Source organism: Streptomyces sp. NPDC059003 (genome assembly GCF_042740445.1).
Taxonomy (GTDB): domain Bacteria; phylum Actinomycetota; class Actinomycetes; order Streptomycetales; family Streptomycetaceae; genus Streptomyces.
The window spans coordinates 25,645-46,052 of sequence record NZ_JBHYJH010000070.1; the positions used below are offsets into that span (position 1 = coordinate 25,645).

15 protein-coding genes are annotated in these 20,408 nt (G+C 73.8%); 7 read left to right on the top strand and 8 right to left on the bottom strand.

What is annotated here, in order from left to right:
• Positions 1 to 43 precede the first annotated feature (43 nt).
• Positions 44 to 391 (bottom strand): CU044_2847 family protein, encoded by a 348-nt coding sequence (locus tag ACFWZ5_RS23800; protein WP_384788126.1) that lies wholly within the window; start codon positions 389 to 391, stop codon positions 44 to 46.
• Positions 392 to 590: 199 nt separating this feature from the next.
• Between ACFWZ5_RS23800 and ACFWZ5_RS23805 the strand changes: the two genes are divergently transcribed.
• Positions 591 to 1,430 carry a serine peptidase gene (locus ACFWZ5_RS23805; protein ID WP_384788129.1) on the top strand — a complete coding sequence of 280 codons (840 nt, stop codon included), beginning with the start codon at positions 591 to 593 and terminating at the stop codon, positions 1,428 to 1,430.
• Between the two features lie 2 nt (positions 1,431 to 1,432).
• Here ACFWZ5_RS23805 and add read toward each other — a convergent pair whose 3' ends face one another.
• Together add and ACFWZ5_RS23815 are read right to left on the bottom strand one after the other, a co-directional pair.
• Complete coding sequence (add, locus tag ACFWZ5_RS23810) at positions 1,433 to 2,398, bottom strand: adenosine deaminase (RefSeq protein ID WP_384788132.1); 966 nt, start codon at positions 2,396 to 2,398, stop codon at positions 1,433 to 1,435.
• Positions 2,395 to 3,390, bottom strand: coding sequence for a nucleoside hydrolase (locus tag ACFWZ5_RS23815; protein WP_384788135.1), 996 nt, complete (start codon positions 3,388 to 3,390; stop codon positions 2,395 to 2,397). The genes add and ACFWZ5_RS23815 overlap by 4 nt, the downstream gene beginning before the upstream one ends.
• A gap of 100 nt (positions 3,391 to 3,490) precedes the next feature.
• On the opposite strand from ACFWZ5_RS23815, the gene ACFWZ5_RS23820 reads away from it, so the two are divergent.
• The 4 genes from ACFWZ5_RS23820 (at position 3,491) to ACFWZ5_RS23835 (ending at position 9,526) form a co-directional block, all read left to right on the top strand.
• Complete coding sequence (locus ACFWZ5_RS23820; RefSeq protein WP_384891261.1) at positions 3,491 to 4,576, top strand: LacI family DNA-binding transcriptional regulator; 1,086 nt, start codon at positions 3,491 to 3,493, stop codon at positions 4,574 to 4,576.
• 176 nt (positions 4,577 to 4,752) lie between these two features.
• On the top strand, positions 4,753 to 4,953 hold the full coding sequence (locus tag ACFWZ5_RS23825; RefSeq protein WP_384788141.1) for a DUF6229 family protein: 201 nt from the start codon (positions 4,753 to 4,755) through the stop codon (positions 4,951 to 4,953).
• A gap of 145 nt (positions 4,954 to 5,098) precedes the next feature.
• The gene (locus ACFWZ5_RS23830; protein ID WP_384788144.1) at positions 5,099 to 7,957 is read left to right on the top strand and encodes a type 2 lanthipeptide synthetase LanM family protein; all 2,859 of its coding nucleotides are present in this window, start codon (positions 5,099 to 5,101) and stop codon (positions 7,955 to 7,957) included.
• A gap of 135 nt (positions 7,958 to 8,092) precedes the next feature.
• Positions 8,093 to 9,526, top strand: a complete 1,434-nt coding sequence (locus ACFWZ5_RS23835; protein WP_384788147.1) for a selenium-binding protein SBP56-related protein — start codon at positions 8,093 to 8,095, stop codon at positions 9,524 to 9,526.
• A 7-nt stretch (positions 9,527 to 9,533) separates the two neighbouring features.
• Here the strand turns inward: ACFWZ5_RS23835 and ACFWZ5_RS23840 are convergent, their stop codons facing one another.
• The 3 genes from ACFWZ5_RS23840 to ACFWZ5_RS23850 form a co-directional block, all read right to left on the bottom strand.
• On the bottom strand, positions 9,534 to 10,514 hold the full coding sequence (locus ACFWZ5_RS23840; RefSeq protein WP_384788150.1) for an NAD(P)-dependent alcohol dehydrogenase: 981 nt from the start codon (positions 10,512 to 10,514) through the stop codon (positions 9,534 to 9,536).
• 74 nt (positions 10,515 to 10,588) lie between these two features.
• Entirely contained in the window at positions 10,589 to 11,452 is an 864-nt protein-coding gene (locus ACFWZ5_RS23845; protein ID WP_384788153.1) for an alpha/beta fold hydrolase, read from the bottom strand.
• Positions 11,453 to 11,569: 117 nt separating this feature from the next.
• The gene (locus ACFWZ5_RS23850) at positions 11,570 to 12,967 is read right to left on the bottom strand and encodes an MFS transporter (RefSeq protein ID WP_384788156.1); all 1,398 of its coding nucleotides are present in this window, start codon (positions 12,965 to 12,967) and stop codon (positions 11,570 to 11,572) included.
• Between the two features lie 155 nt (positions 12,968 to 13,122).
• Here ACFWZ5_RS23850 and ACFWZ5_RS23855 point away from each other — a divergent pair, with 155 nt between their 5' ends.
• Complete coding sequence (locus tag ACFWZ5_RS23855) at positions 13,123 to 14,019, top strand: helix-turn-helix transcriptional regulator (protein ID WP_384788159.1); 897 nt, start codon at positions 13,123 to 13,125, stop codon at positions 14,017 to 14,019.
• A gap of 28 nt (positions 14,020 to 14,047) precedes the next feature.
• Here ACFWZ5_RS23855 and ACFWZ5_RS23860 read toward each other — a convergent pair whose 3' ends face one another.
• Both ACFWZ5_RS23860 and ACFWZ5_RS23865 read right to left on the bottom strand, forming a co-directional pair.
• Positions 14,048 to 14,677: a TetR/AcrR family transcriptional regulator gene (locus ACFWZ5_RS23860; RefSeq protein WP_384788162.1), complete on the bottom strand. Its 630-nt coding sequence runs from the start codon at positions 14,675 to 14,677 to the stop codon at positions 14,048 to 14,050.
• Positions 14,678 to 14,882: 205 nt separating this feature from the next.
• Positions 14,883 to 18,953 (bottom strand): type I polyketide synthase, encoded by a 4,071-nt coding sequence (locus ACFWZ5_RS23865; RefSeq protein ID WP_384788165.1) that lies wholly within the window; start codon positions 18,951 to 18,953, stop codon positions 14,883 to 14,885.
• A gap of 266 nt (positions 18,954 to 19,219) precedes the next feature.
• Between ACFWZ5_RS23865 and ACFWZ5_RS23870 the strand changes: the two genes are divergently transcribed.
• The gene (locus tag ACFWZ5_RS23870; RefSeq protein WP_384788168.1) at positions 19,220 to 20,254 is read left to right on the top strand and encodes a hypothetical protein; all 1,035 of its coding nucleotides are present in this window, start codon (positions 19,220 to 19,222) and stop codon (positions 20,252 to 20,254) included.
• The last annotated feature ends 154 nt before the right edge of the window (positions 20,255 to 20,408 follow it).

The following is a 20,408-nucleotide window of genomic DNA, read 5'->3' on the forward strand; positions in this document are numbered from 1 at the left end:
CCCAAATGTCCTGCTCTCGCGGTCCGTCGGGGCGGTGGCCGGACTACGCGTGCGAGGCCGCGGACGGGTCCGGCCCGGAGGCCTGCCAGGTCAAGGTGATCTGGAAGTGGGCCTCCGCCGGGTTGCTGGCGATGACGGCTCCCGCTTCCACGTTCAGGCGCACGCCGAAGGCCACCTCGACGCCGTCCGGCCGGGGGCTGATATGGCTCAGGGGACGCACCATCGTGTTCGCGACCTGCTGGATCTGCGCCATGGCGCGGTCCAGGGTGCCGGACGCCTCGACATAGCCGCCCCGGGACCGGGACACCGGGCGCGCGCCGAACTCGTCCTCGTCGACCTCCACGCTCGCGATCCCGCCGTCCTCCAGAGGGAACCGGGCCACCTCGCGCATCGTTCTCCTTCTGACCACAGGGACTGACCACAGGACTGACCACAGGCACGGTTTCCGTCCCGTCGACGGAGCCCGGCCACTATTGTGCAGGAGGCTCAACGCGCCCGCGGGCAAAGGGAGTCAGCGGAGATCGCCCGCACGGAGCGGAGAGCGCCCGCACAGGCGGCAGGCGGCAGGGATCGGCAAGGATCGGAGCGCTGTGAGGATCGTCGGCGTACACGGCGTGGGCAACTACCGTCCCGGAGAGTCCCCGGAGGACGCCGCCACGCATCTGTCCGGGGTCTGGCGCCGCCATCTGAGCCGCGGACCCGGCGCGCCGCTCATGGCGACGGCCGACCTGTCCATGGCCTACTACGCGGACCACGTCCAGGACGACGACGCACAGGGCGCCGAGGCCGGCCTCGACGACCTGCCGGACGAGGCCGAGGACCTGATCCGCCTCTGGCTGCACGAGCTGGGCCTGCCGGACGAGGAGGACCAGGGCCCCGGCACCTGGCCCCTCCGCCAGGGCCTCGGCTGGCTGGCCGGGCGCCGTCGGCTCTCCCCGCAGCTCGTCGAGCGCTTCGTCGCGCGGTTCTTCGGCGAGGTGACCCGGTATCTGCGGGGCGACGCACAGGCGCGGAAGGCCGCCCGGGACGAGGTGACGGAAGTGATCGCCCGCGACCGCCCGCACGTGGTCATCGCCCACTCCCTCGGCTCGGTCGTCGCCTACGAGTCGCTCTGGGCGGACCAGCGGCATCCGGTGGACCTCTTCCTCACCCTCGGCTCCCCGCTCGCCCTGCCCCACGCCGTCTTCCCCCGCCTGACCCCCACCCCCGCCGACGGCCTCGGTGACCGTCCCCCTTCGGTGCGCCGCTGGGTCAACATCGCCGACCCCGGCGACCTCGTCGCCCTGCCGGTGCGCGGCATCTCGCGGAGCTTCAGCGGCGTGGCCGCCGACACGCACGACACCATCCACGCCTTCGACTTCCACCTGGCGGCCAACTATCTGGCGAGCGGCGCGGTCGGCGACGCGCTGAAGCGGTACGCGGACGGCTGATCTCAACCGGCCCGTCGGCGGCGGAAGGCGGCCCGGGCGGCGTTCTCCTGCGCGAGGGCTTCGTACGCGGTGGTCCATCCCGCGGTACGGCCGAGTGACATGAACTCGCGGCGCAGCGTGGTCGCGGACGTCGTGCGGGTGTCGGTGCTGATGGTGACCGGGAGGCCGGCGGCCAGGAGCGGGGTGGCGGGGTGGGCGGCCAGGGCGGGGACGGCGCCGGTCTGTACGTTGCTGGTGGGGCACATCTCCAGGGCGATGTCGTCGGCGCGGAGCCGGTCCAGGAGCGCGGTGTCGGACGTGCAGCGGACGCCGTGGCCGACGCGGCGGGCGCCGAGGACGTCGATCGCCTCCCACACGCTCCGCGGGCCCGCGGCCTCTCCGGCGTGGACGGTGCAGGGCAGCCCCGCGGAGTGGGCGAGGCCGAAGGCGGCGCGGTGCGGCCGGGCGGCGTACCGGGTCTCGTCGCCCGCGAGGTCGAGGCCCGCGACCACGTCCTGATGACGTAGGGCGGTCTCGGCGACGGCGAGGCTGTCGTCCGGGCTCTGGTGGCGCAGGCAGCAGAGCAGCAGGCCGGTGTCCACGCCGGTGGCCGCCCGGCCCTGGGCCAGGCCCGCGGCCACGGCCAGGACGGCCTCGTCGAGGGTCATGCCCCGGCGGCCGTGCAGTTGGGGTGCGAAGCGCACTTCGCCGTGGGTGACACCGTCGGCCGCCCAGTCCTCGGTGAGTTCCCGCGCGGCGCGGGTGAGGGCGTCGGGGGTCTGGAGGACCTGGAGGGGTACGTCGATGTAGGTCAGGAAGGCGGTGAGGCTGCCGCAGCGGGCCGGGGCCACGACCAGGTCGGTCACCGGGCGCGGGAGGGCGATGCCCTGGTCGCGGGCGAGGTCGGCGACCGTGCCGGGGCGGACGGAGCCGTCGAGGTGGCAGTGGAGTTCGTAGCGCGGGGCCGTCGGTGCGGCGGGGGTGCTCATGCGGTCGCTCCGCCGCGTGCGGCGCCGCCCACGAGTGGCCCGTCGGCGCGGGCGGGCGCGGCAACGGTGTCGAACAGGAGCCGCTTGAAGCCCGCCTCGTCCACGCCGCGCACCAGCGTGATGTTGGGGGCCGGAGCGGACCCGCGCCGGTCGATGACGAGCTGTCCGCGTGTCTCGTCGGCGAGGGAGACCTCGACGTGCGCGTGTTCGTGGGCGGTCACCAGGCCCGGGTCGAGCGCCACCGCCATGGCGACGGGGTCGGGCAGGTCGTAGCCGGACAGGCCGGTGACATCGCGGGCCCAGTCGGCGACGGTGCGGTTGATGCGGTGGGCGAACGTCGCCATCGGGGTGCCGAGTTGCTCCAGGTGCCGCTGGTCGGCCGGGGTCATGACGGCGTCCTTGCGGGAGACGTCCCAGCCGATCCAGGTGACCTTCGCGGGCGTGGCGGCCCGCGTGACGATCCGGGCGGCCTCGGGGTCGGCCCACACGTTGAACTCGGCCGTCGGCGAGATGTTGCCGCGCAGGTCCGCGGCGCCGGCCATGCAGTACACGTGCCGGTAGCGGGTGAAGAGGTCCGGGTCGAGCAGCAGCGCGGCGGCGATGTTGGTGAACGGGCCCAGCGTGACCAGGGTCAACTCGCCCGGGTGCGCACGGGGATGGGACAGCAGGGCCTCGACCGCGTGGGTGGGGCGGGGCGTCGCCGTGGGGTCGGGCAGGCCGATGTCGCCCATGCCGTCCTCGCCGTGCACGTGCTGCGCGCCGGTGAGGGCCCGCAGCATCGGCCGGGCGCAGCCGGGGTGGACCGGGATGTCGGTGCGGCCCGCGGTCTCGAGGGAGATCAGCGCGTTGCGGGTGCTCGTTCCGACGGGCACGTTGCCCGCGACGGTGGTCACCGCCCGGACGTCGGCGAGGCCACTGGCGGCGGCCAGGAGCAGCGCGACCGCGTCGTCGGAACCGGTGTCGGTGTCGATGATCAAGGGGAGGGCGGGCATGGTCGTACTCCGTTCCACGGTCGTACTCCGCGTCGCGCGCGTGCGCACGACCCTGTCCAACTCCCATGTCTAAACGTTTAGATGGCAGGATGCAAGGGCGATGACGAAGCGAGCGGACAGACCGGCGACGCTGACGGACGTGGCCCGCGCGGCCGGTACCTCCACAGCGGTGGTCAGCTATGTGATGAACAACGGGCCCCGGCCGGTCGCGCCGGCGACCCGCGAGCGGGTCCTGGCCGCGGCGGCCGAGCTGGACTACCGCCCCAACCGCGTCGCCCGGGCCCTGCGCTCCCGTACCACCGGAGTCGTCGGGCTCATCCTGGCCGACGCCGCCAACCCCTACTTCGCGGCCCTCGCCCGGCACATCGAGCAGACCCTCGACCGGCGCGACAAGCTCACCCTGACCGGCAACGCCGGCTACTCCTCCGACCGGCAGGAGCACCTCGTCGACCGCTTCCTCGCCGCGCAGGTCGACGGACTCGTCATCGTCTCCGCCGACGGGGGCGCCGACGTCGCGGAGCGGGCCCGGCGGGCCGGTGTGCGCGCCGTGTACGTGCACAACCAGCCCGATGCCGGGCGGGCCCCGGCCGTGGCCGCCGACAACGACTCCGCCGTCCACCGGGCCGTCGCCCACCTGCGCGGCCACGGGCACACCCGGATCGCGTTCCTGGCCGGACCCGATGACGTGGGCCCGGTCGGCCGACGCCGCGCCGCTTGGGAGACGGCCCTCGCCGACACCGCGACCCCACGTCCCGAAGCCGCGTCCCCTCAAGCCGCGTCCCCTCAAGCCGCGTCCCCTCAAGCCGCGTCCCCTGAAGCCGCGTTGACCACATCCCCGCTCCTGCGCTCCGCGTACACCCGCGCCGCCGCAGCCACCCTGACCCGACGCCTCATCGGCGAGCGCACCATGCCCCCCGCACTCATCACCGCCACCGACGAACAGGCCATCGGAGTGCTCGCCGGAGCCCGCGCCGCCGGGCTGCCCGTCCCCGAGCGCCTCGCCGTCGTCAGCCTCGACGGCACCCCCGACAGCGCGTACACCGCCCCGGCCCTCACCGTCACCGAACAACCCCTGCGGGCCATGGCGCAGCAGGCTGTCGACCTGCTCCTCGACGACGCCTCCCCCCGACCCCCGGCACAGGCCGCGCTGGTCGTGCGCCACAGCTGCGGCTGCACCCCCGCGTAGGAGGCCGTGCCGCGAACCGCTGGTCCACGAACCTGCTCCCGCAGGCCCCACGGACACCCCCGCACCCCACGAACACCACCTGACTGTGGCCGGAACGAGCCGTCTGACGGATGTTCGGATCCGGCGATACTCAGGGCTGGGCAATCCGCCCTAATTCCCACGTCCGGAGGCCGCCGATGCCCCAGACCAGTGTTCACCCCACCGCCGTGCTCGACGCCTGGCTGTCGGGTGCCGAGAGCGCGTACGGCCAGCTCAACCCCGCCGGACCCCTGTACGTCGGCGGGGCCGCCGCCGAGGCGGCGCTCACCGATCCGAGCGACTCCCTCTACGGCTTCTGTTCCAGCCCGAGCGGGTCGCTCGGCAGCTGGTGCTGCTGAGCGTCCACGGCACACCCCTGCGGAGTGAGGTTCACGAAACGGGGGCGTGGGGAACCGCGCGGGGCGTTCCGTCGCGCGGTTCCCCATGTCCCTTCGGAGTGCCCGACAGGGCGCGGACGCGCGGCGGACCGGGGACGGTGGACGGGTGAGCGGATCGGCGTCGGAGCAGCGGGACCAGACGGAGTGGTTCGCGGAGCCCGTACGGAGCATGGCCCGCCCGTGGAAGGCGGAGCTGACCCGCCGCCTCGCCGCCGTGGACGGCCTCGGCCGGGGCGAACGGCACGCCGTCCTTGAGGCCGGCCACACCTCCCTGCTCACGTCCCTGCACGCGAAGCTGTCCCGGCTCTTCCTGATCGAACTGCACGCGCTGCGCATGACGACGGGCGACGGGGCGACCGGCCAGGGCGCCGGGGCCGACACGGGCACCTGGGCCGCGTTCATCGAACAGGCCGGTGAGGAGGGCTACCTCGACCGGCTCGCCGACCGGTATCCGGGCGTCGGCGCGCGCGTCGCGGCGGTGGCGCGGCTTTCGGTGGCGGCCACGGCAGGATTCGCCGAACGGCTCGCCGCGGACCGCGATCTGCTGCACCCCCTCCTCGGCGCACCGGCGGGGGAGATGCGGTCCGTCGCCTTCGGGCAGGGCGACAGCCACGGCGGCGGCCTGACGGTCAGCCGTGTCGACTTCGACGGCGGCAGCGTCATGTACAAGCCCCGGCCGTCCGAGACCGACGTGGCCCTGAGCGCGCTGCTCGACGAGCTGTTCGCGGACTTTCCCGGCGCCCCGGCGCCGGACGCACGCATCAGGGTGCCGCGGACGATGCCGCGCGAGGGCTACGGCTGGGCCGAGTTCGTCCGCCACCGCTACTGCGCCGACGGGGCCGAACTCGCCGCGTTCTACCGCAACATCGGGCACTGGCTGGCCGTACTCCGCCTCGCGGGCGGCACCGACATGCACGCCGAGAACATGATCGCCGTGGGCCCGGTGCCGGTGATCGTGGACGCCGAGACGCTCTTCGACGCCCCCGCGCCCTTCCCGCCCAGCGGCCGGGGCGACGCCGTGGACGTGGCGGCCGCCGCCATCCGCCGCACGGTGCTGCGCACCGGACTGCTTCCCGTGCGCGGCACCGGCTTCGCGCTCGGCGGCGTCGACATCTCCGGGGTCGGCTCGCTGCCCGGCCAGCAGCCGCTGATCCCGAGCCCGGTGATCGCGGACGGCGGCACCGCGGCGGCCCGCTTCCAGGTCGACATGGTGGCCATGCCCACCGCGGGCAACCACCCGAGCCCCACCCCGGTCCTGAGCGCGTACTGGGACCGGGTCCTGGCCGGATTCCGCGAGATGACCGCGCACCTGCGCAGGCCCGCCGCCGACCCGTACCGGCTGCTCCGCCGGTTCGGCGGCGCCCGGGCGCGGCGGATCCTGCGGCCGACGCAGGCGTACGTCGACATCGGCCGGATGCTGTGGCACCCGGCGTCCCTGCACGACGAGGCGGCGGCGGTCGAGCGGGCCAGGGACATCCTGCGGCGCAACGCGGAGGTGCTGCCCGGAGCGCCCACGGACCGCGCGGCCGTCGACGGCGAGATCGCGGAACTCCTGGCCGGCGACGTGCCGTTGTTCGGCTTCACCGTGGACGCGGAGGCCGTGCGCGCCACGGTCGAGGACTGGCGCACCGCCGATCTGGCCCTGGAGGAGTCGGTGATCCAGGACGCGCTGGTGGGCGCGTACCTCAACGAACGGTCCCTGCCGCCGCGCGTGCAGGCGGCCGCCCGCGACCCGCACGCCCGGGACCGGGAGCGCCGCCGCCGCGACCTGGCCGCGCAGATGGTGCGGCGGCTGTGCGACGGTGCGGTGCGCGGCGAGGACGGCACGGTCACGTGGATCAGTCCCGTGTTCACCCCCGCGGGCTGGTCGATCCGGGTGCTGCCCGCCGACCTCTACACCGGGCAGGGCGGGGTGGCCCTCGCGCTCGCCGAGTATCTGACCGAGGTGCGGGCGGGGCGCGCGGACCGGGTGCCGGGCGTCGCCGAGACGTTCGAGGGGGCGCTGCGGGTGCTCGTCGGCACCGAGGACCGGACGCCGACGCCGTCGGCGGGGGCGTTCAGCGGTGCCGCGTCGCAGGTGTGGACGTGGCTGGCGCTGCACCGGGTGCTCGGTGAGGACGGGCTCCTCGCGCGGGCCGCCGAGCGGGCCGTGCTGCTCGCCGAGGGCCCGCTGGTCGACGACGACATCGAGGTGGACCTCCTCAACGGCGCGGCCGGGGGCATCGTCCCGCTGCTCAACCTGGCCGCGGCGACCGGGCAGGACCGCTGGCTGGCCGCCGCCGCTCGCATCGGCCGCCGCCTCACCCGCCTCGCCACGATCGACCCGGACGGCGTGCGCTGGACGACCCGCCTCAACCCCGGGGGCATCGGCGGCTTCGCCCACGGCGCCACCGGCATCGGCTGGGCCCTGGCCCGCCTCGCCCTCAGCGACGCGGGCTCCCCTGCCGAACGGCGCACGGCGGGCCACCTCGCCGAGCGGGCCTTCGCCTACCAGGAGGGCCTCTACCAACCGGAGTACGGCAACTGGCTCGACGTCCGCATCGGTGCCGAGGAGGACTTCTTCACCAGCTGGTGCCACGGCAGCGCGGGCATCGGCATCGGCCTGCTCGACCTGCACCGGCGCGGCGGCGACCCCGCCCACCTCGACATGGCCCACCGGGCCGCACGCGCCTGCGCGGCCGAGGGCTTCGGCTGGAGCCACACCCTGTGCCACGGCGACCTCGGCCTCTGGGAGTTCCTCACGTCCCTGGACGCCGTGTCGCTGGCCGCCGCGGCGCCGGACGCGGGCGGGCGCGCCGGCCTCGACGGCGAGATCCTCACGGGCCTCGAACAGCGGGGACCGGTCGGGGGCCTGGCCCGCGAGGCGTTCTCACCCAGCCTCATGTCCGGCCTCGCGGGGGTCCTGCACACGCTCCTGCGCATGCACCCCGCGGCCACGCTGCCCAACCCGCTCCTACTCGACTGACCCCGCCGACCCCGCACCGACGCCACCGGTCGGCGCGGCGAACGCCGTTGAGCCACCGGCTTCCCCGTCCACCTCCGCCGTCTTCTCCCTCTTCTCCCTCTTCTCCCTCTTCCCCATGTGCTGAGGAGCCCCGACATGACAGCCACCGAGCATCCCCACGAGCACGAGCACGCGGGTGACCCCACCCTCTACCGCACCCCCGCGGACGCCGTCGCCGCCCCTCCCGAGAAGCTCGCCTACGTCGCGGGCTTCGACCGCTCCGCACGGCTCCCGGACGCGCTCTTCACCCTCGACGCCGACCCCGCGTCCCCCTCGTACGGGCGGGTGGTGAGCATGACCGAGGTCCCGGGGCTCGGCGACGAGCTGCACCACTTCGGCTGGAACGCCTGCTCCAGCGCGCTCGCCCACACCGGTCACCACCACCCCGAACGGCGCTACTTGATCGCGCCGGGCCTTCGCTCATCGCGCCTGCACATCTTCGACACCCACCCCGATCCGGCCCGCCCGCGCCTGGTCAGGACCATCGAGTCCGAAGAACTCGCCGCGAGGGCCGGCTACTCGCGCCCGCACACCCTCCACTGCGGCCCGGACGGTGTCTTCCTCTCCTGCCTGGGCGGCGCGCACGGAGCGGACGGCCCCGGCGGGGTCGCCCTGCTCGACCACGAGAGCTTCGAGGTGCTGCGGCCCTGGGAGACCGAGCGCGGCCCGCAGCGCCTGGCGTACGACGTCTGGTGGCACCTGCGACACAACACCGCCGTGACCAGCGAGTGGGGCACCCCGTCGATGGTCGAGGACGGCGTCGACGCGGAGCTGCTCCTCGCCCGCGGGTACGGGCACGCGCTGCACTTCTGGGACCTCGACACCGGCCGCCACCGCCAGCGTGTCGACCTGGGCGACGAGCACCAGATGGTCCTGGAGCTGCGGCCCGCCCATGACCCGGAGGCGGCGTGGGGGTTCGCCGGGGTCGTCGTCAGCACCGAGGACCTGTCGGCGTCGGTGTGGCTGTGGCACCGCGGCGCGGACGACGGGGAGTTCTCCGTACGCAAGGTCATCACACTCCCGGCCGAACCCTGCGAGAAGGACCGGCTGCCGCCGGTGCTCAAGCCGTTCGGGGCGGTCCCGCCCCTGATCACCGACATCAACCTCTCCGTCGACGACCGCTGGTTGTACGTGTCGGCCTGGGGCACGGGCGAGTTGCACCAGTACGACGTCAGCGACCCCTTCCACCCCCGCCGCACCGCGTCCGTCCGCCTCGGCGGCATCGCCGCCCGCGCCCCGCACCCCTCCGCCCCGGGCGTGCCGCTGACCGGCGGGGCCCAGATGGTCGAGCTCAGCCGCGACGGCAGGCGCGTGTACCTCACGAACTCCCTGTACGGCGCGTGGGACGACCAGTTCCACCCCGACGGCGTCCGGCCCTGGCTGGCCAAGCTCGACGCGGACACCACCCGCGGCGGCCTGACGGTCGACGCGCGCTTCTTCCCGCACGACGAGGAGTTCCGGGGCCGCCGCGTCCACCAGACCCACCTCCACGGCGGGGACGCGTCGTCGGACTCGTACTGCTACCGGTGACCGCCTTTCACGCTGTCACGACCGTGAGGACGAGCTTGCCCCGGGGGTGGCCGCTCTCCAGGTGCCGTACGGCGGCCGCGGCCTCGGCCAGCGGATAGGTGCGGTCGACGACCGGGGCGAGCGCGCCCGCCTCGGCGAGGCCCTTGAGCGTCAGGAGGTCCCGTCGCCGGGTGACCGCGAACAGCGGGCGGAACGTCTGCCGTACGAAGGCCGACAGGACGAGGGCACGCGCCCACCGGTCCATGCCGCCGAGCACCGGTCCCGCGTCCTCGCCGCCGACGAAGACGACGGTGCCGCGCGGGGCGAGGGCGCGGCGCAGCCGTGAGAGGGGGCGGTTGCCCGCCGCGTCGAGGATGAAGTCGTGGCGCGCGGGGCGGTCGGCGATGTCCTCGCGGGTGTAGTCGATGACGTCGGTGGCGCCGAGGGAGCGCACCAGGTCGGCCGCCGTGGGGCCGCAGACGCCGGTCACTTCGGCACCGTAGTGCGCCGCGAGCTGGACGGCGTAGGTGCCCACGCCGCCCGACGCGCCGATGACGAGGACCCTCTGGCCGGAGCGCGGACGCGCCACGTCCAGCGCCTGGAGCGCGGTCACGCCGGAGACGGGCAGGGCGGCGGCCTGCTCGAAGGTGAGCCCCGCGGGCTTGGGCGCGAGCTGCTCGGCCTTCCCGCACGCGTACTCGGCGAACGAGCCGTCGCACGCGCCGAAGACCTCGTCCCCGGGCCGCAGCGCGGTCACGCCCGCACCGACCGCCGCCACGCGCCCCGCGGCGTCCCAGCCCCGCACCCGGTGGGCGGGCCTGCGCACACCGAGCTGCGGGCTGAGGCGGGCGAGGTACGGCCGGCCCGTCATCAGGTGCCAGACGCTCGGGTCGACCCCGGCGGCACACACCTCGACGAGCACCTGGCCGGCACCGGGGACAGGGCGTTCGATGTCCCGCAGGTGCAGCTGGTCGGTGGCACCGTACGCGTCCTGGACGATGGCCTTCATGGTCTCTCCTTGACCGCCGGTTCGTCGGAACACTCCTCCGGATCGTCCCGGCATCCCCGGCCGCCGACCAGCCCTCAGCCGTGCCCTTCCGGGACGTGGCCGGACCGGCTCGCGAGCCAGGCCAACGCGGCCTCGCCCGCGTTGAGCACGGAGACGTGCCCGTCGTCCGGGCTCAACCGCAGCTCCGCCGTGGGACAGCGGCGCGCGAGCCACTGGCCGTGCGCGCTCGGCACGACCCGGTCCTTGCCGCCGTACAGGAAGAGGACGGGCGCGACGACCTGCGCGGGATCGAAGCCCCAGGGAGCGACGTACGCCAGGCCGTCGTCGAAGAGGCCGTCCGGTCCGGCCTTCATGGCCGGGCCGACGACGTCGCCGAACCAGGACCACTCACCGGCGAGCGCCTTGTGGTCGGCCGGGGTGAACATCTCCGGGTCGTAGTCGGCGTACGCCTCGTACTGCTCCCGCGCCGCGCGGCCCTGGGCGGCGGAACGCAGCTCCGCGGCTCCGGTGGCGGTCATGTCGGCGTACCAGTCGAGGCCTTCGGCTCCGTACGGGGCGAGCCCCGACACGCAGACCACGCCGATGACGCGCTCCGGCAGCAGAGCGCCGCACCCCAGGGCGTGCGGGCCGCCGCCGGAGTGCCCCATCACCGCGAACCGGTCGATGCCGAGCGCGTCGGCGACATGGGAGACGTCGGCGGCGGCCGACGCCACGCTCCGGCCCGGGTGCGGGGTCGAACCGCCGTATCCGGGGCGGTCGTACGACACCCAGCGGATGCCGAGCCGCTCGGCGGTCGGGAAGAGGGGCCGCGGCGGCGCGCCGATGTTCGGTGTGCCGTGGTGCCAGAAGACGACGAGGCGGTCGTCGGCGTCCGCCCCGCCGCTGTCGTAGACATGCAGCCTGCGCCCGTCGCCCAGCTCCAGATCGATCTCTTCCACCGCTGCCACCCCCGCCATGTCCGACGCCCGGACCTGCCGGGCCGTGCCACCTTCCGTGACCGAACCTACTGGTCGCGGTGGATCACGCAGAAGGTGGGGCGCCGCGGGCCGCCGCCGTCACCGGCGCGGAAGCAGCGCCCCCGAGCCGAGGGCCATGACCACGAGGAGGCCCGCGGCGAGCAGCAGGCTCTCGCGCATGCCCGACGCGAAGTTCCCGCCGAGGAGCGCGCCGAAGACGGCGATGCTCATCGCGCCGCCCGTCTGACGGCTGGTGTTGAGCAGCGCCGCCGCCGTTCCCGCCCGCTCGGCGGCGACGCTCTCGAGCATCAGGGAGGTCAGCGCGGGCATGGCGAGGGAGCCGCCGATGCCCAGCGGGACCATGAGGGCGGCGGTCACCCACGGGGCCGTGCCGGTGTCGACGGTGGCGAGCCCGCCGGAGCCCACCGCGCCGACGAGCAGCCCCACGACGACCACCGCCCGCGGGCCGAAGCGGGCGACCGCCCGCGGCGAGAGGTAGTTGAAGTTGGCCGTGATCACCGCCATCGGCACGAACATGAGGCCCGCCGAGAGCGCCGACTGCCCGCGCTGCTCCTGGAAGAACAGGCTCAGCACGAACACCCCGCCGTAGAAGGCGGCGTTGAGGGCGAAGCCCGTGACGACCGGCACGGTGACGCCACGCAGCCGGAACAGTTCGAGCGGCAGCATCGGCGCGCGCCGTCGTGCCTCGACGGCCACGAAGCAGGCCCCGGACACCACCGCGGTTCCGGCCGCGGCGAGGACGACGCCGGTGAACCCGTCGTGCCCGCCCTCGATCACGGCGAAGGTCAGGGCGGCGAGGGTCAGGACCGCGAGCAGCTGCCCGGGCAGGTCGAACGCGGCCGGGTGGCGAGGGGAGCGCCCCGCCCGCATCAGGACCAGGAAGCCGACGAGCCCGGCGGGCACGTTGAGGCAGAACACGGCCCGCCAGCTCCACTCCGTGGTGAGGAGCCCGCCCAGGACGGGTCCCGCGGCGATGGCCACCGCGCCGCCGACCGTCCACAGCGCGATGCCGCGCGCCCGCGCGGCCGGATCGGGGAACGCCTGCCGGATCAGCGCGAGCGAGGAGGGCACCATCACGGCCGCCGCGCTGCCCTGCACCACGCGTGCCGCCGTCAGCGCCCCGAGCGTCGGCGCGACGCCGCAGGCGAGCGAGGCCAGGACGAAGACGCCGAGCCCCCAGCCGAACGCGCGCCGCGCGCCGATCGCGTCGGAGAGCACACCGGCGGAGAGCATCAGCGCCGCGAACATCAGCGTGTAGCTGTCGGCGACCCACTGGAGCCCGGACAGGGAGCCGCCGAGGTCGTCCCCCACGGCGGGCAGCGCCACGTTGACGCCGGAGACGTCGACCGTGATCACGAAGAAGCCGAGGACGGCGGCGACGAGCGCCGCCGCGGCGGAGCCCGGCCGCTCCCGCTCGTCCCGGGTGTCCGGCCTCGCCTCGACTCCCGCGCCTGCCCCGGACCGCGTCACGCTCATCGTGTACTGCTCCTCACTGCTGGTACGGCATGGGGATACGGGACTCAGCGTGCGCGGCGCGCGCGGCCGCAGGCAGACCGGGCTGAGCGGGGGAGTGCTGATCCAGGCCCTGATACGGCCCCCCTCCGCGCGCCCCCCTTTGAGATACTGATCGGATGAGCGAAGGCACCGAACTCGGCCGCTTCCTCCGCGCCCGCCGCGGGCAGATCGGACCGCAGGACGTGGGCCTGCCCGTCGGGACCGGCAGGCGCCGCACTCCGGGGCTGCGCCGCGAGGAACTGGCGACACTGGCCGGGGTGAGCGTCGACTACTACACGCGCCTCGAACGCGGCCGCGAGACCCGCCCTTCGCCCGCCGTCGTCGCCGCGCTCGGCGAGGCGCTCCGGCTCTCCGACGACGCCCTCGACCGGCTGCACGAACTGGTGGCGCTCGCCGCGGGCCACACGCCGACCCCGCCGTCCCCGGACCCGGCGCGCGCCGTGCGCGACTCGGTCCGTGACCTTCTTCAGACGCTGCGCCCTTCACCGGCGTACGTGGTCGGCCGCACCAACGACCTGCTGGCCGCCAACCGGCCGGGCCTTCGGCTCTTCCCGGGCATCACGGACTGGCCGCCGGAGCGGCGCAACCTCACCCGGTACATGTTCCTGCACCCCATGGGCCGCAGGCTGTACCGCGACTGGGAGAAGATGGCGGCGCACAGTGCGGCCCATCTGCGCGCGATCGCGGGCGCCGACCCGGACCTGCCGGACCTGGCCCAGCTCGTCGGCGAACTCGTGGTGAAGAGCCCGGAGTTCGCCCGGCTGTGGGAGCGCTACGACGTACGGGCGCGCGGCGGCGGCCAGAAGCACTTCCAGCACCCCGAGGTCGGCTCGATGTGCCTCACCTTCGAGGTGATGGCGATCTTCCGTACGGACGGCCAGCGCCTCGTCGTCTATCAGGCGCCGGCCGGCACGCCGGACCACGACGCGCTGCTGCTCCTCGACATGGCGAGCCCCGAGGAGGCGGCGCTGCCCGAGGAGGAGCCCGCGCGCGGCGAGCCCGGCTTCGAGTAGGCCCAAGTCACCGCGGAGCGGGCCCAAGTCACCGCGCGGGGGCGGACGTCGCCTTCGCGGTCATGCCGTCGAGGAGCAGGCGCAGGATCTGCTGGAGCTCCTCGTCGAGCGAGCCGTCCGACGGGTGGTGGGCCCAGCGGTAGAGCGCACCCAGGTAGACGTCGCGCAGCACGTTGCCGACGCTGATCGGCGGCATCCCGGGGCTCAGCTCGCCCTGGTGCACTCCGCTCTCGATGATCCTGGCGAACACCTCGGCGGCGTACGGCTCTTCGAGTATCGGCCGGCCCGCCTTCACCCAGGCGGTGAGCATGGCCGTGGTGAGCTGGGGCTCCTCCTCGTTGATCCGGACGAGGACGGCCATGCACTGCTGGAGTTGCGCGATCGAGCCGGGGTGGGACGCGCCCTTCGCGTCGAGGCCCGTCATGAGCGCGGTGCGCCTGCGTTCTCCCCAGGCGCTGATGATGTCTTCCTTGCGCTGGAAGTAGTTGAAGAACGTTCCCCGTGCCACATCGGCTCGCTCCGCGATCTCGTCGATGGACGTGTGGTCGTAGCCCTTCTCCACGAAGAGCTCGACTGCCGCCGAGTAGAGACGTTCCCTGACCCGTTGCTTGTTGCGTTCCCGGCGGCCCAGTGGCGGTGATGTCGTGCGCGAGTCCATTCCGTCCCTCCTGTTCGTGTTGGCCTCGTCGAGCTGAGTGGCACAACCCGACGGCATGGCACGGCTGGGCGCCCGAGCCCGGTCGGCCTCGTCGGGGGCGGTGTTGCGCAACTGGAGGGCCACTTTCAGACTGGCTGTAATTTTTATACCACAGTGCAAGTTTCCCCGTGTGTTCTTCGGCCGCATCCCGGCCGAAACGTGGCGGTCATCCGAGGTCGAGGCTCCTGCCGAGGCTCGCGATGCTCTCCGCGCCCAGGAGCCGCCCTGCGGTGACCTCGATGCCGTGACCACGATGAAGGCGCTGGCGCAGCTGGGTGGCCATGAGGGAGTCGAGCCCGAGCTCGCGCAGCGACCGCCGCTCGTCGATGGCCGACACGGGCAGGCCCAACAGCTCGGCCGCGTGCGCGAGGAGGGTCGGGGCCGCGCCGTTGTGGTGGGCGTGGGGGTGGGGTGGGGACGCGGAGGGACGGGGTTGTGCGGGGCGGTCGGTGGGGGGCGGCGCGGCGGTGGTTGGTGTGGCCGGGGTCGGTGTGGCGGTGGCCGGAGCGGTGGGGCGCAGGAGGTCGGTGAGGAAGCCGGCGCCCAGGGGCTCCGTGACCTTCCTGACCAGGTCGGTGAGCGGCGCCGCGTACTGTTTGGCGAGGGCCGACACTAGGGCGGGCACAGGTGCCAGGGGCGTGCTCGGCAGGGACGTCCGCGTCAGCCGCCGCAAACGGATCCCGGAGAACCGCGCCAGGACGCGCCGGTCCGGTGCGATCAGGACGACGTCGGCCCGGAGCGCGGCGCCCTCGTTCTCCGGCCGCACGGTACTCACGCTCCAGAACTCCGACTCCACCTGCCCGTGGAACCGGACCGAGTCGAAGGACACGGGGACGTAGGCGAAGTCGTCGTCGCCGGACAGGACACCGGGCCGGGCCGCCAGGAGCGGCAGCAGGCCCGTCTCCCAGCCGACGCGCGGCAGCGGCCGGGCGAGGCGCACCCGGGCCACGGCCTCGCCGTCGCGCCGCCACAGGTGCTCCACGCCGCGGAAGGGCTCGTCGATGTCGTAGCCGTGGCGGCGCGCGAGTGGCTGGAACTCCTGTGCTCCCAGGTAGTCACGGCACCGCGCGAGCGCGGCGTCGAGGGCGTTCGCCGCCGTGGGGCCGGGATCGTCCGTCCCAGGGTCGGGATCGTCGCCGTCCGCCCTGGTGAGCCGTGCCGAGGCGCAGAAGACGGGGGCTTGGGCGTCCGGGAGCGAGGCGTGCACCGTCACGGTGCGGGGGCGACCGTCCTCTTCCTGGTACGCCTCCTCCCGGTACGCGTCTTCCCGGTGCTCGTCGAGGGTCACGCGCAGCGTGATGTCCCCCGCGGCTTCGACGGGCAGATGCGTATCGCCGAGCCGCACGTCCCGCAGCTCGAACGCCGCGCCGCGGTCGGACTCCTGCGCCGTGTCCAGCATCGCCGCCAGATGGACGACGCAGGGCACGGGCGCGATGCCGTGCACCGCCACGCCGTCACCCCAGTCGTCGGTCGCGGCCCAGGACGCGAGGTCGATCCGCCGGACCCGGGCGGCGCCGGACCGGCCTGCGGCGGCGGGTCCGGCCGCCGCACGCCGGAACTGCACCGCGTCCCAGGAGTACGTGGGCAGTGACGGCACATGCCGCGCGCCGCCGCCGTACCACCGCTGCCAGTCCACCCGCCCGCCCCGGGCGAAGAGCCGCCCGGCCGCCCGGGCCAGCTCGGTGGGCTCGTCGCACGCGCGGTGCAGCGAGGCCACGGTGGCGGCGTCGCCGTGGTCGTCGGCGAGGGTGTCGTCCATGGCGGCGACCAGGACCGGATGCGGGCTGACCTCCAGGAAGACGCTCTCCGTCGCGCGGGCCACCTCCCGCACGGTGTCGGCGAACCGCACGGGGCGGCGCAGGTTGTCCATCCAGTAGACGGCCGTCAGCTCCGGTCCCTTGACCTCGGATCCGCAGACGGTGGAGACCATGCCCGTCGTGCCCGGCACGGGGGAGAGCTCCGCGAGTTCCCGCAGCAGGTCGTCGCGGAGCGACTCCATCTGCGGCGAGTGCGAGGCCACGTTCACCTTCACCGGGCGGCACAGGATGCCGGTCTCCTCCAGTTCGGCCTGGAGGGCGGCGAGGGCCACGGGATCGCCCGCGAGCACGGTGCTGGTGGGCGCGTTCTCCGCCGCTACGCACACCGCGTCGCCGTGGGCCTCGGCGTACCGCCGTGCCCGCGCGGCCGACAACTCGACGACGAGCATGGCGCCCTGACCCGCCGTACGCTGCATCAGGCGGCTGCGCCGGCAGATCACCGCGGCCGCGTCGTCGAGCGACAGGGCACCGAAGACCTGGGCGGCCGCGACCTCCCCCATGCTGTGGCCCACGCACAGATCCGGCTCCACGCCGCGCTCGCGCCAGGCCGCGGCGAGAGCCACCTGCACGGCCCACAGCACGGGTTGGACGATGCTCACGTCCGCGGGGAACTCGGCGTCCACGGACACGAGGTGCTCACGGACCGACCAGCCGAGCTCCTTGCGCACGGCCCGGTCGCAGGCGTCGATGGCCGTACGGAAGGCGGGCGAGGAACCGTACAGAGCCCGGCTCATGCCCGCCCACTGCGACCCCTGCCCCGGGAAGACGAAGACGGTGCGCCTGTCACCCCCGAGGCCTGCCTCCGCTGTGCCGCCGTCGGTGATGGTCTCGCCCGCGGCGAGGGCGCGCAGCCGCCGCGCCAGGGAGTCGTGGTCGTCGCCCACGACCCACAGGCGGTGGGGATGGGCCTCGCGTCCGGTGGCCGCGGCGGAACAGATGTCGCCCAGCGCGTACCGGCGTCCGCGCCCGGCCGGGCCCAGGTAGTCCGCGTACCGCTCGGCCAGGCGGCGGAGGGAGGCGGACGTGCGTGCGCTGAGCACCAGGAGGTGGGGACCGGTGCGAGGGGCGGGGCTACGGGTGTCGGGCGCCGGGTCGGAGGTGTGCGCGCCGACGACCAGATGGGCGTTCGTCCCGGACAGGCCGAAGGAGCTGACGCCGAGCAGCGGGCCGGCACCGGCCGCCTCCAAGGGCTGATTGCGGGTCACCACCCGTACGGGGAAGCCCTCTTGGGCCAGCAGGCTGTGCGGCTCGTCGAGGTGCAGCGACGCCGGGACGACGCCGTGCCGGATCATCAGGGCCGTCTTGATCAGTCCCGCGATGCCGGCCGCGGCCTCGGCGTGCCCGAGGTTGGTCTTGACCGATCCGGTGAGGAGCGGCCGGTCCTCCGGGCGGTTCGCGCCTGCCGACTCGGCGAGCGCCTGGAGCTCCACTCCGTCGCCGATGGTGGTGCCGGTGCCGTGCGCCTCGACGTAGTCGAGTTCCGACGGCTTGATCCCGGCGACGGCGCACGCCTCACGCACCATCTCGGCCTGGCCCGCCACGGAGGGGCGGATCAACAGGCCGCTCGCCGCCCCGTCGTTGGTGACCGCGCTGCCCAGCAGGACCGCACGCACGGGGTCGCCGTCCCGGAGCGCGTCGTCGAGGCGCTTGAGCACCACCGCGCCCACGCCCTCGCTGCGGACGAAACCGTCGGCGCGGGCGTCGCCGAACCGGCAGTGGCCCTCGGGGGACAGCATGTCGCCCTGGGAGTAGGCGATGAAGTCGCGCGGGGACATGAGGACGCTGACACCGGCGGCGACGCACAGGTCGCTCTCGCCGGTGAGCAGGCTCTGCCGGGCGGCGTGCACGGCGACCAGCGACGAGGAGCACGCGGTGTCGAGGACCACGCTCGGCCCGCGCAGGTCGAGGGCGTAGGAGATCCGGCCTGCCGTGACGGCGCGCAGCCGGCTGCCGACCAGGCTGCGGACGTCGGGCTCGTCCGCGCGGGGGTCGGTCTCCGCGTGCTCCGACGTCGCCTGCCCGACGAACACGCCGCCCCGGCCGCCCGCGAGGTGGGACGGGCGTATCCCGGCCGACTCCAGGGCCTCCCACACGACGTGCAGCAGGAGCCGCTGCTGCGGGTCCATGTCGCGTGCCTCCACGGGGGAGATGCCGAAGAACGCCGCGTCGAAGCCGAAGGGGTCGGTGAGCAGACCGGCGTGCCGGGACACCGTGCGGCCCGGGGTCATGGGGGCGGGGTCGTAGCGGTCGCCGATGTCGAAGCGCTCGCGGGGGACCCGGGTCACCGTGTCGGTGTTGGCCACGAGCACGTCCCACAGGTCGTCGACGCTCTCGATCCCTGGAAACCGGCATCCCATGCCGACGATCGCGATGGGGGCCGGGCTCGACGGTTCGCTGCGCAGGGACCGCACGGACGACATGGACGACTCCAAGCTTCAGGGCATGGGCGAGTCAAATGATCGTTAAAGAATGGAGTCTAAAAATACACTCACGCCCATTATTTGCCTGGGATTCGGTCCTGTTTTTGACGAAATCTTGGATTCGGGCAGGTGGATGCGGCTATTTCGCCCCGGTTCATCACCTTTGTTTGAGGGTAAAACTTGAACTTGCGTCTATATATAATCCCGTGTTTATTGTTGGGTCGCAGTTGCCGAAGTGGGTTGTGCAGCGGGTTAGGGGGAAGACCATGGACATCGCCCAGATCGTTCCGCTCATGGGCGACGAGGAATTGGCGGCCTATCAGTTCCTCGTCACCACCGGCGGGGCCACTCTTGAGAAACTCGCGAGAGGTCTGGGGTGGGGCAGAGGGCAGGCGGAGGGCGTGCTGTCCCGGCTGCGCGGGAAGCGCCTCGCGCGCGCCGACGCGGAGGGCCGCAGCGACTGGATCGCGGTGCACCCGGAAACGGTGCGGCGGCAGTACGCCAAGCCCCTTACGGGCATCATCGACGCCTGGCAGACACAGCTGGACGGCATCCGCGAGCAGCTCGACACCCTCTCGGGGCTCGGCGTCGTCGGCGCGGACGCCGGCGGTCTCAGCCCGGTGGTCACCGTCGAGGGCGCGTCCGACATCCAGGACGCGCTCGAGGACTGCGCGGCGCGCTGCACCGAGGAGGTGTTCGCCGTGCAGCCGCTGGGGCGGGGCGCGCCCGCGCTCGCCCGGGACGTGGTCAGCAAGGAATCCGGACGGACGGCGTCGGGCGTCAGCGTGCGGGTGCTGCTTCCCCACCTGTCCCGTTACGACGCGGAGGTGCGCGACGGCGTCGAACGGATCGCGGCGTCCGGGGGCGAGGTCAGGACCACGGCCGCGTCCTTACCCGCCCTGATCGTCTTCGACCGCTCCGTGGCGTTCCTGCTGGACGGCGAGGCCCTGGGCCCGGACGGCGAAGGCGCGGGCAAGGCACATGTGGTGAAGCACGGAGCCCTGGTGGAGTTCATCGTCCACATGGTGGTGAGCGCCTGGGCGACCAGCGTGGCCTTCCAGCGGACCGGCGGCAGCAACCGCATCCCGGAGAGCCTGACCCAGGAGACGAAGACCGCGATCGTCCAGCTGCTCGCCGCGGGCTACAAGGACGAAGTCGTGGCCAGACGCCTCGGCATCGGCGTGCGGACGTGCCGGAAGTACATCGCCGAGATGTTCGGCGACCTGGGCGCGCAGAGCCGGTTCCAGGCGGGCTGGATGGTGCGCGACCACATGCTCGTGTCCGGCGTCGAGCGGACGTGAGAGAGCGTTGCCGCACCCGCGTTGCCGCACCCGCGCCGCCGCACCCCCGGTGACGCGCGGGTGCGGCCACGCGCCGGTCCGCGCCCGAGGATAGCGGTGAGCGCCCCCGTGAGCTCACCCACCGGATCGTCGGCGGCGGCCATGCCGCGCCAGG

Coding starts and splice junctions, on each gene's coding strand:
- ACFWZ5_RS23800 (WP_384788126.1), bottom strand. CDS start 391: ATGCGCGAGGTGGCCCGGTTCCCTCTGGAGGACGGCGGGATCGCGAGC.
- add (WP_384788132.1), bottom strand. CDS start 2,398: ATGAGCACCCCCGCCGCACCGACGGCCCCGCGCTACGAACTCCACTGC.
- ACFWZ5_RS23815 (WP_384788135.1), bottom strand. CDS start 3,390: ATGCCCGCCCTCCCCTTGATCATCGACACCGACACCGGTTCCGACGAC.
- ACFWZ5_RS23820 (WP_384891261.1), top strand. CDS start 3,491: ATGACGAAGCGAGCGGACAGACCGGCGACGCTGACGGACGTGGCCCGC.
- ACFWZ5_RS23825 (WP_384788141.1), top strand. CDS start 4,753: ATGCCCCAGACCAGTGTTCACCCCACCGCCGTGCTCGACGCCTGGCTG.
- ACFWZ5_RS23835 (WP_384788147.1), top strand. CDS start 8,093: ATGACAGCCACCGAGCATCCCCACGAGCACGAGCACGCGGGTGACCCC.
- ACFWZ5_RS23840 (WP_384788150.1), bottom strand. CDS start 10,514: ATGAAGGCCATCGTCCAGGACGCGTACGGTGCCACCGACCAGCTGCAC.
- ACFWZ5_RS23850 (WP_384788156.1), bottom strand. CDS start 12,967: ATGAGCGTGACGCGGTCCGGGGCAGGCGCGGGAGTCGAGGCGAGGCCG.
- ACFWZ5_RS23855 (WP_384788159.1), top strand. CDS start 13,123: ATGAGCGAAGGCACCGAACTCGGCCGCTTCCTCCGCGCCCGCCGCGGG.
- ACFWZ5_RS23860 (WP_384788162.1), bottom strand. CDS start 14,677: ATGGACTCGCGCACGACATCACCGCCACTGGGCCGCCGGGAACGCAAC.
- ACFWZ5_RS23865 (WP_384788165.1), bottom strand. CDS start 18,953: ATGTCGTCCGTGCGGTCCCTGCGCAGCGAACCGTCGAGCCCGGCCCCC.
- ACFWZ5_RS23870 (WP_384788168.1), top strand. CDS start 19,220: ATGGACATCGCCCAGATCGTTCCGCTCATGGGCGACGAGGAATTGGCG.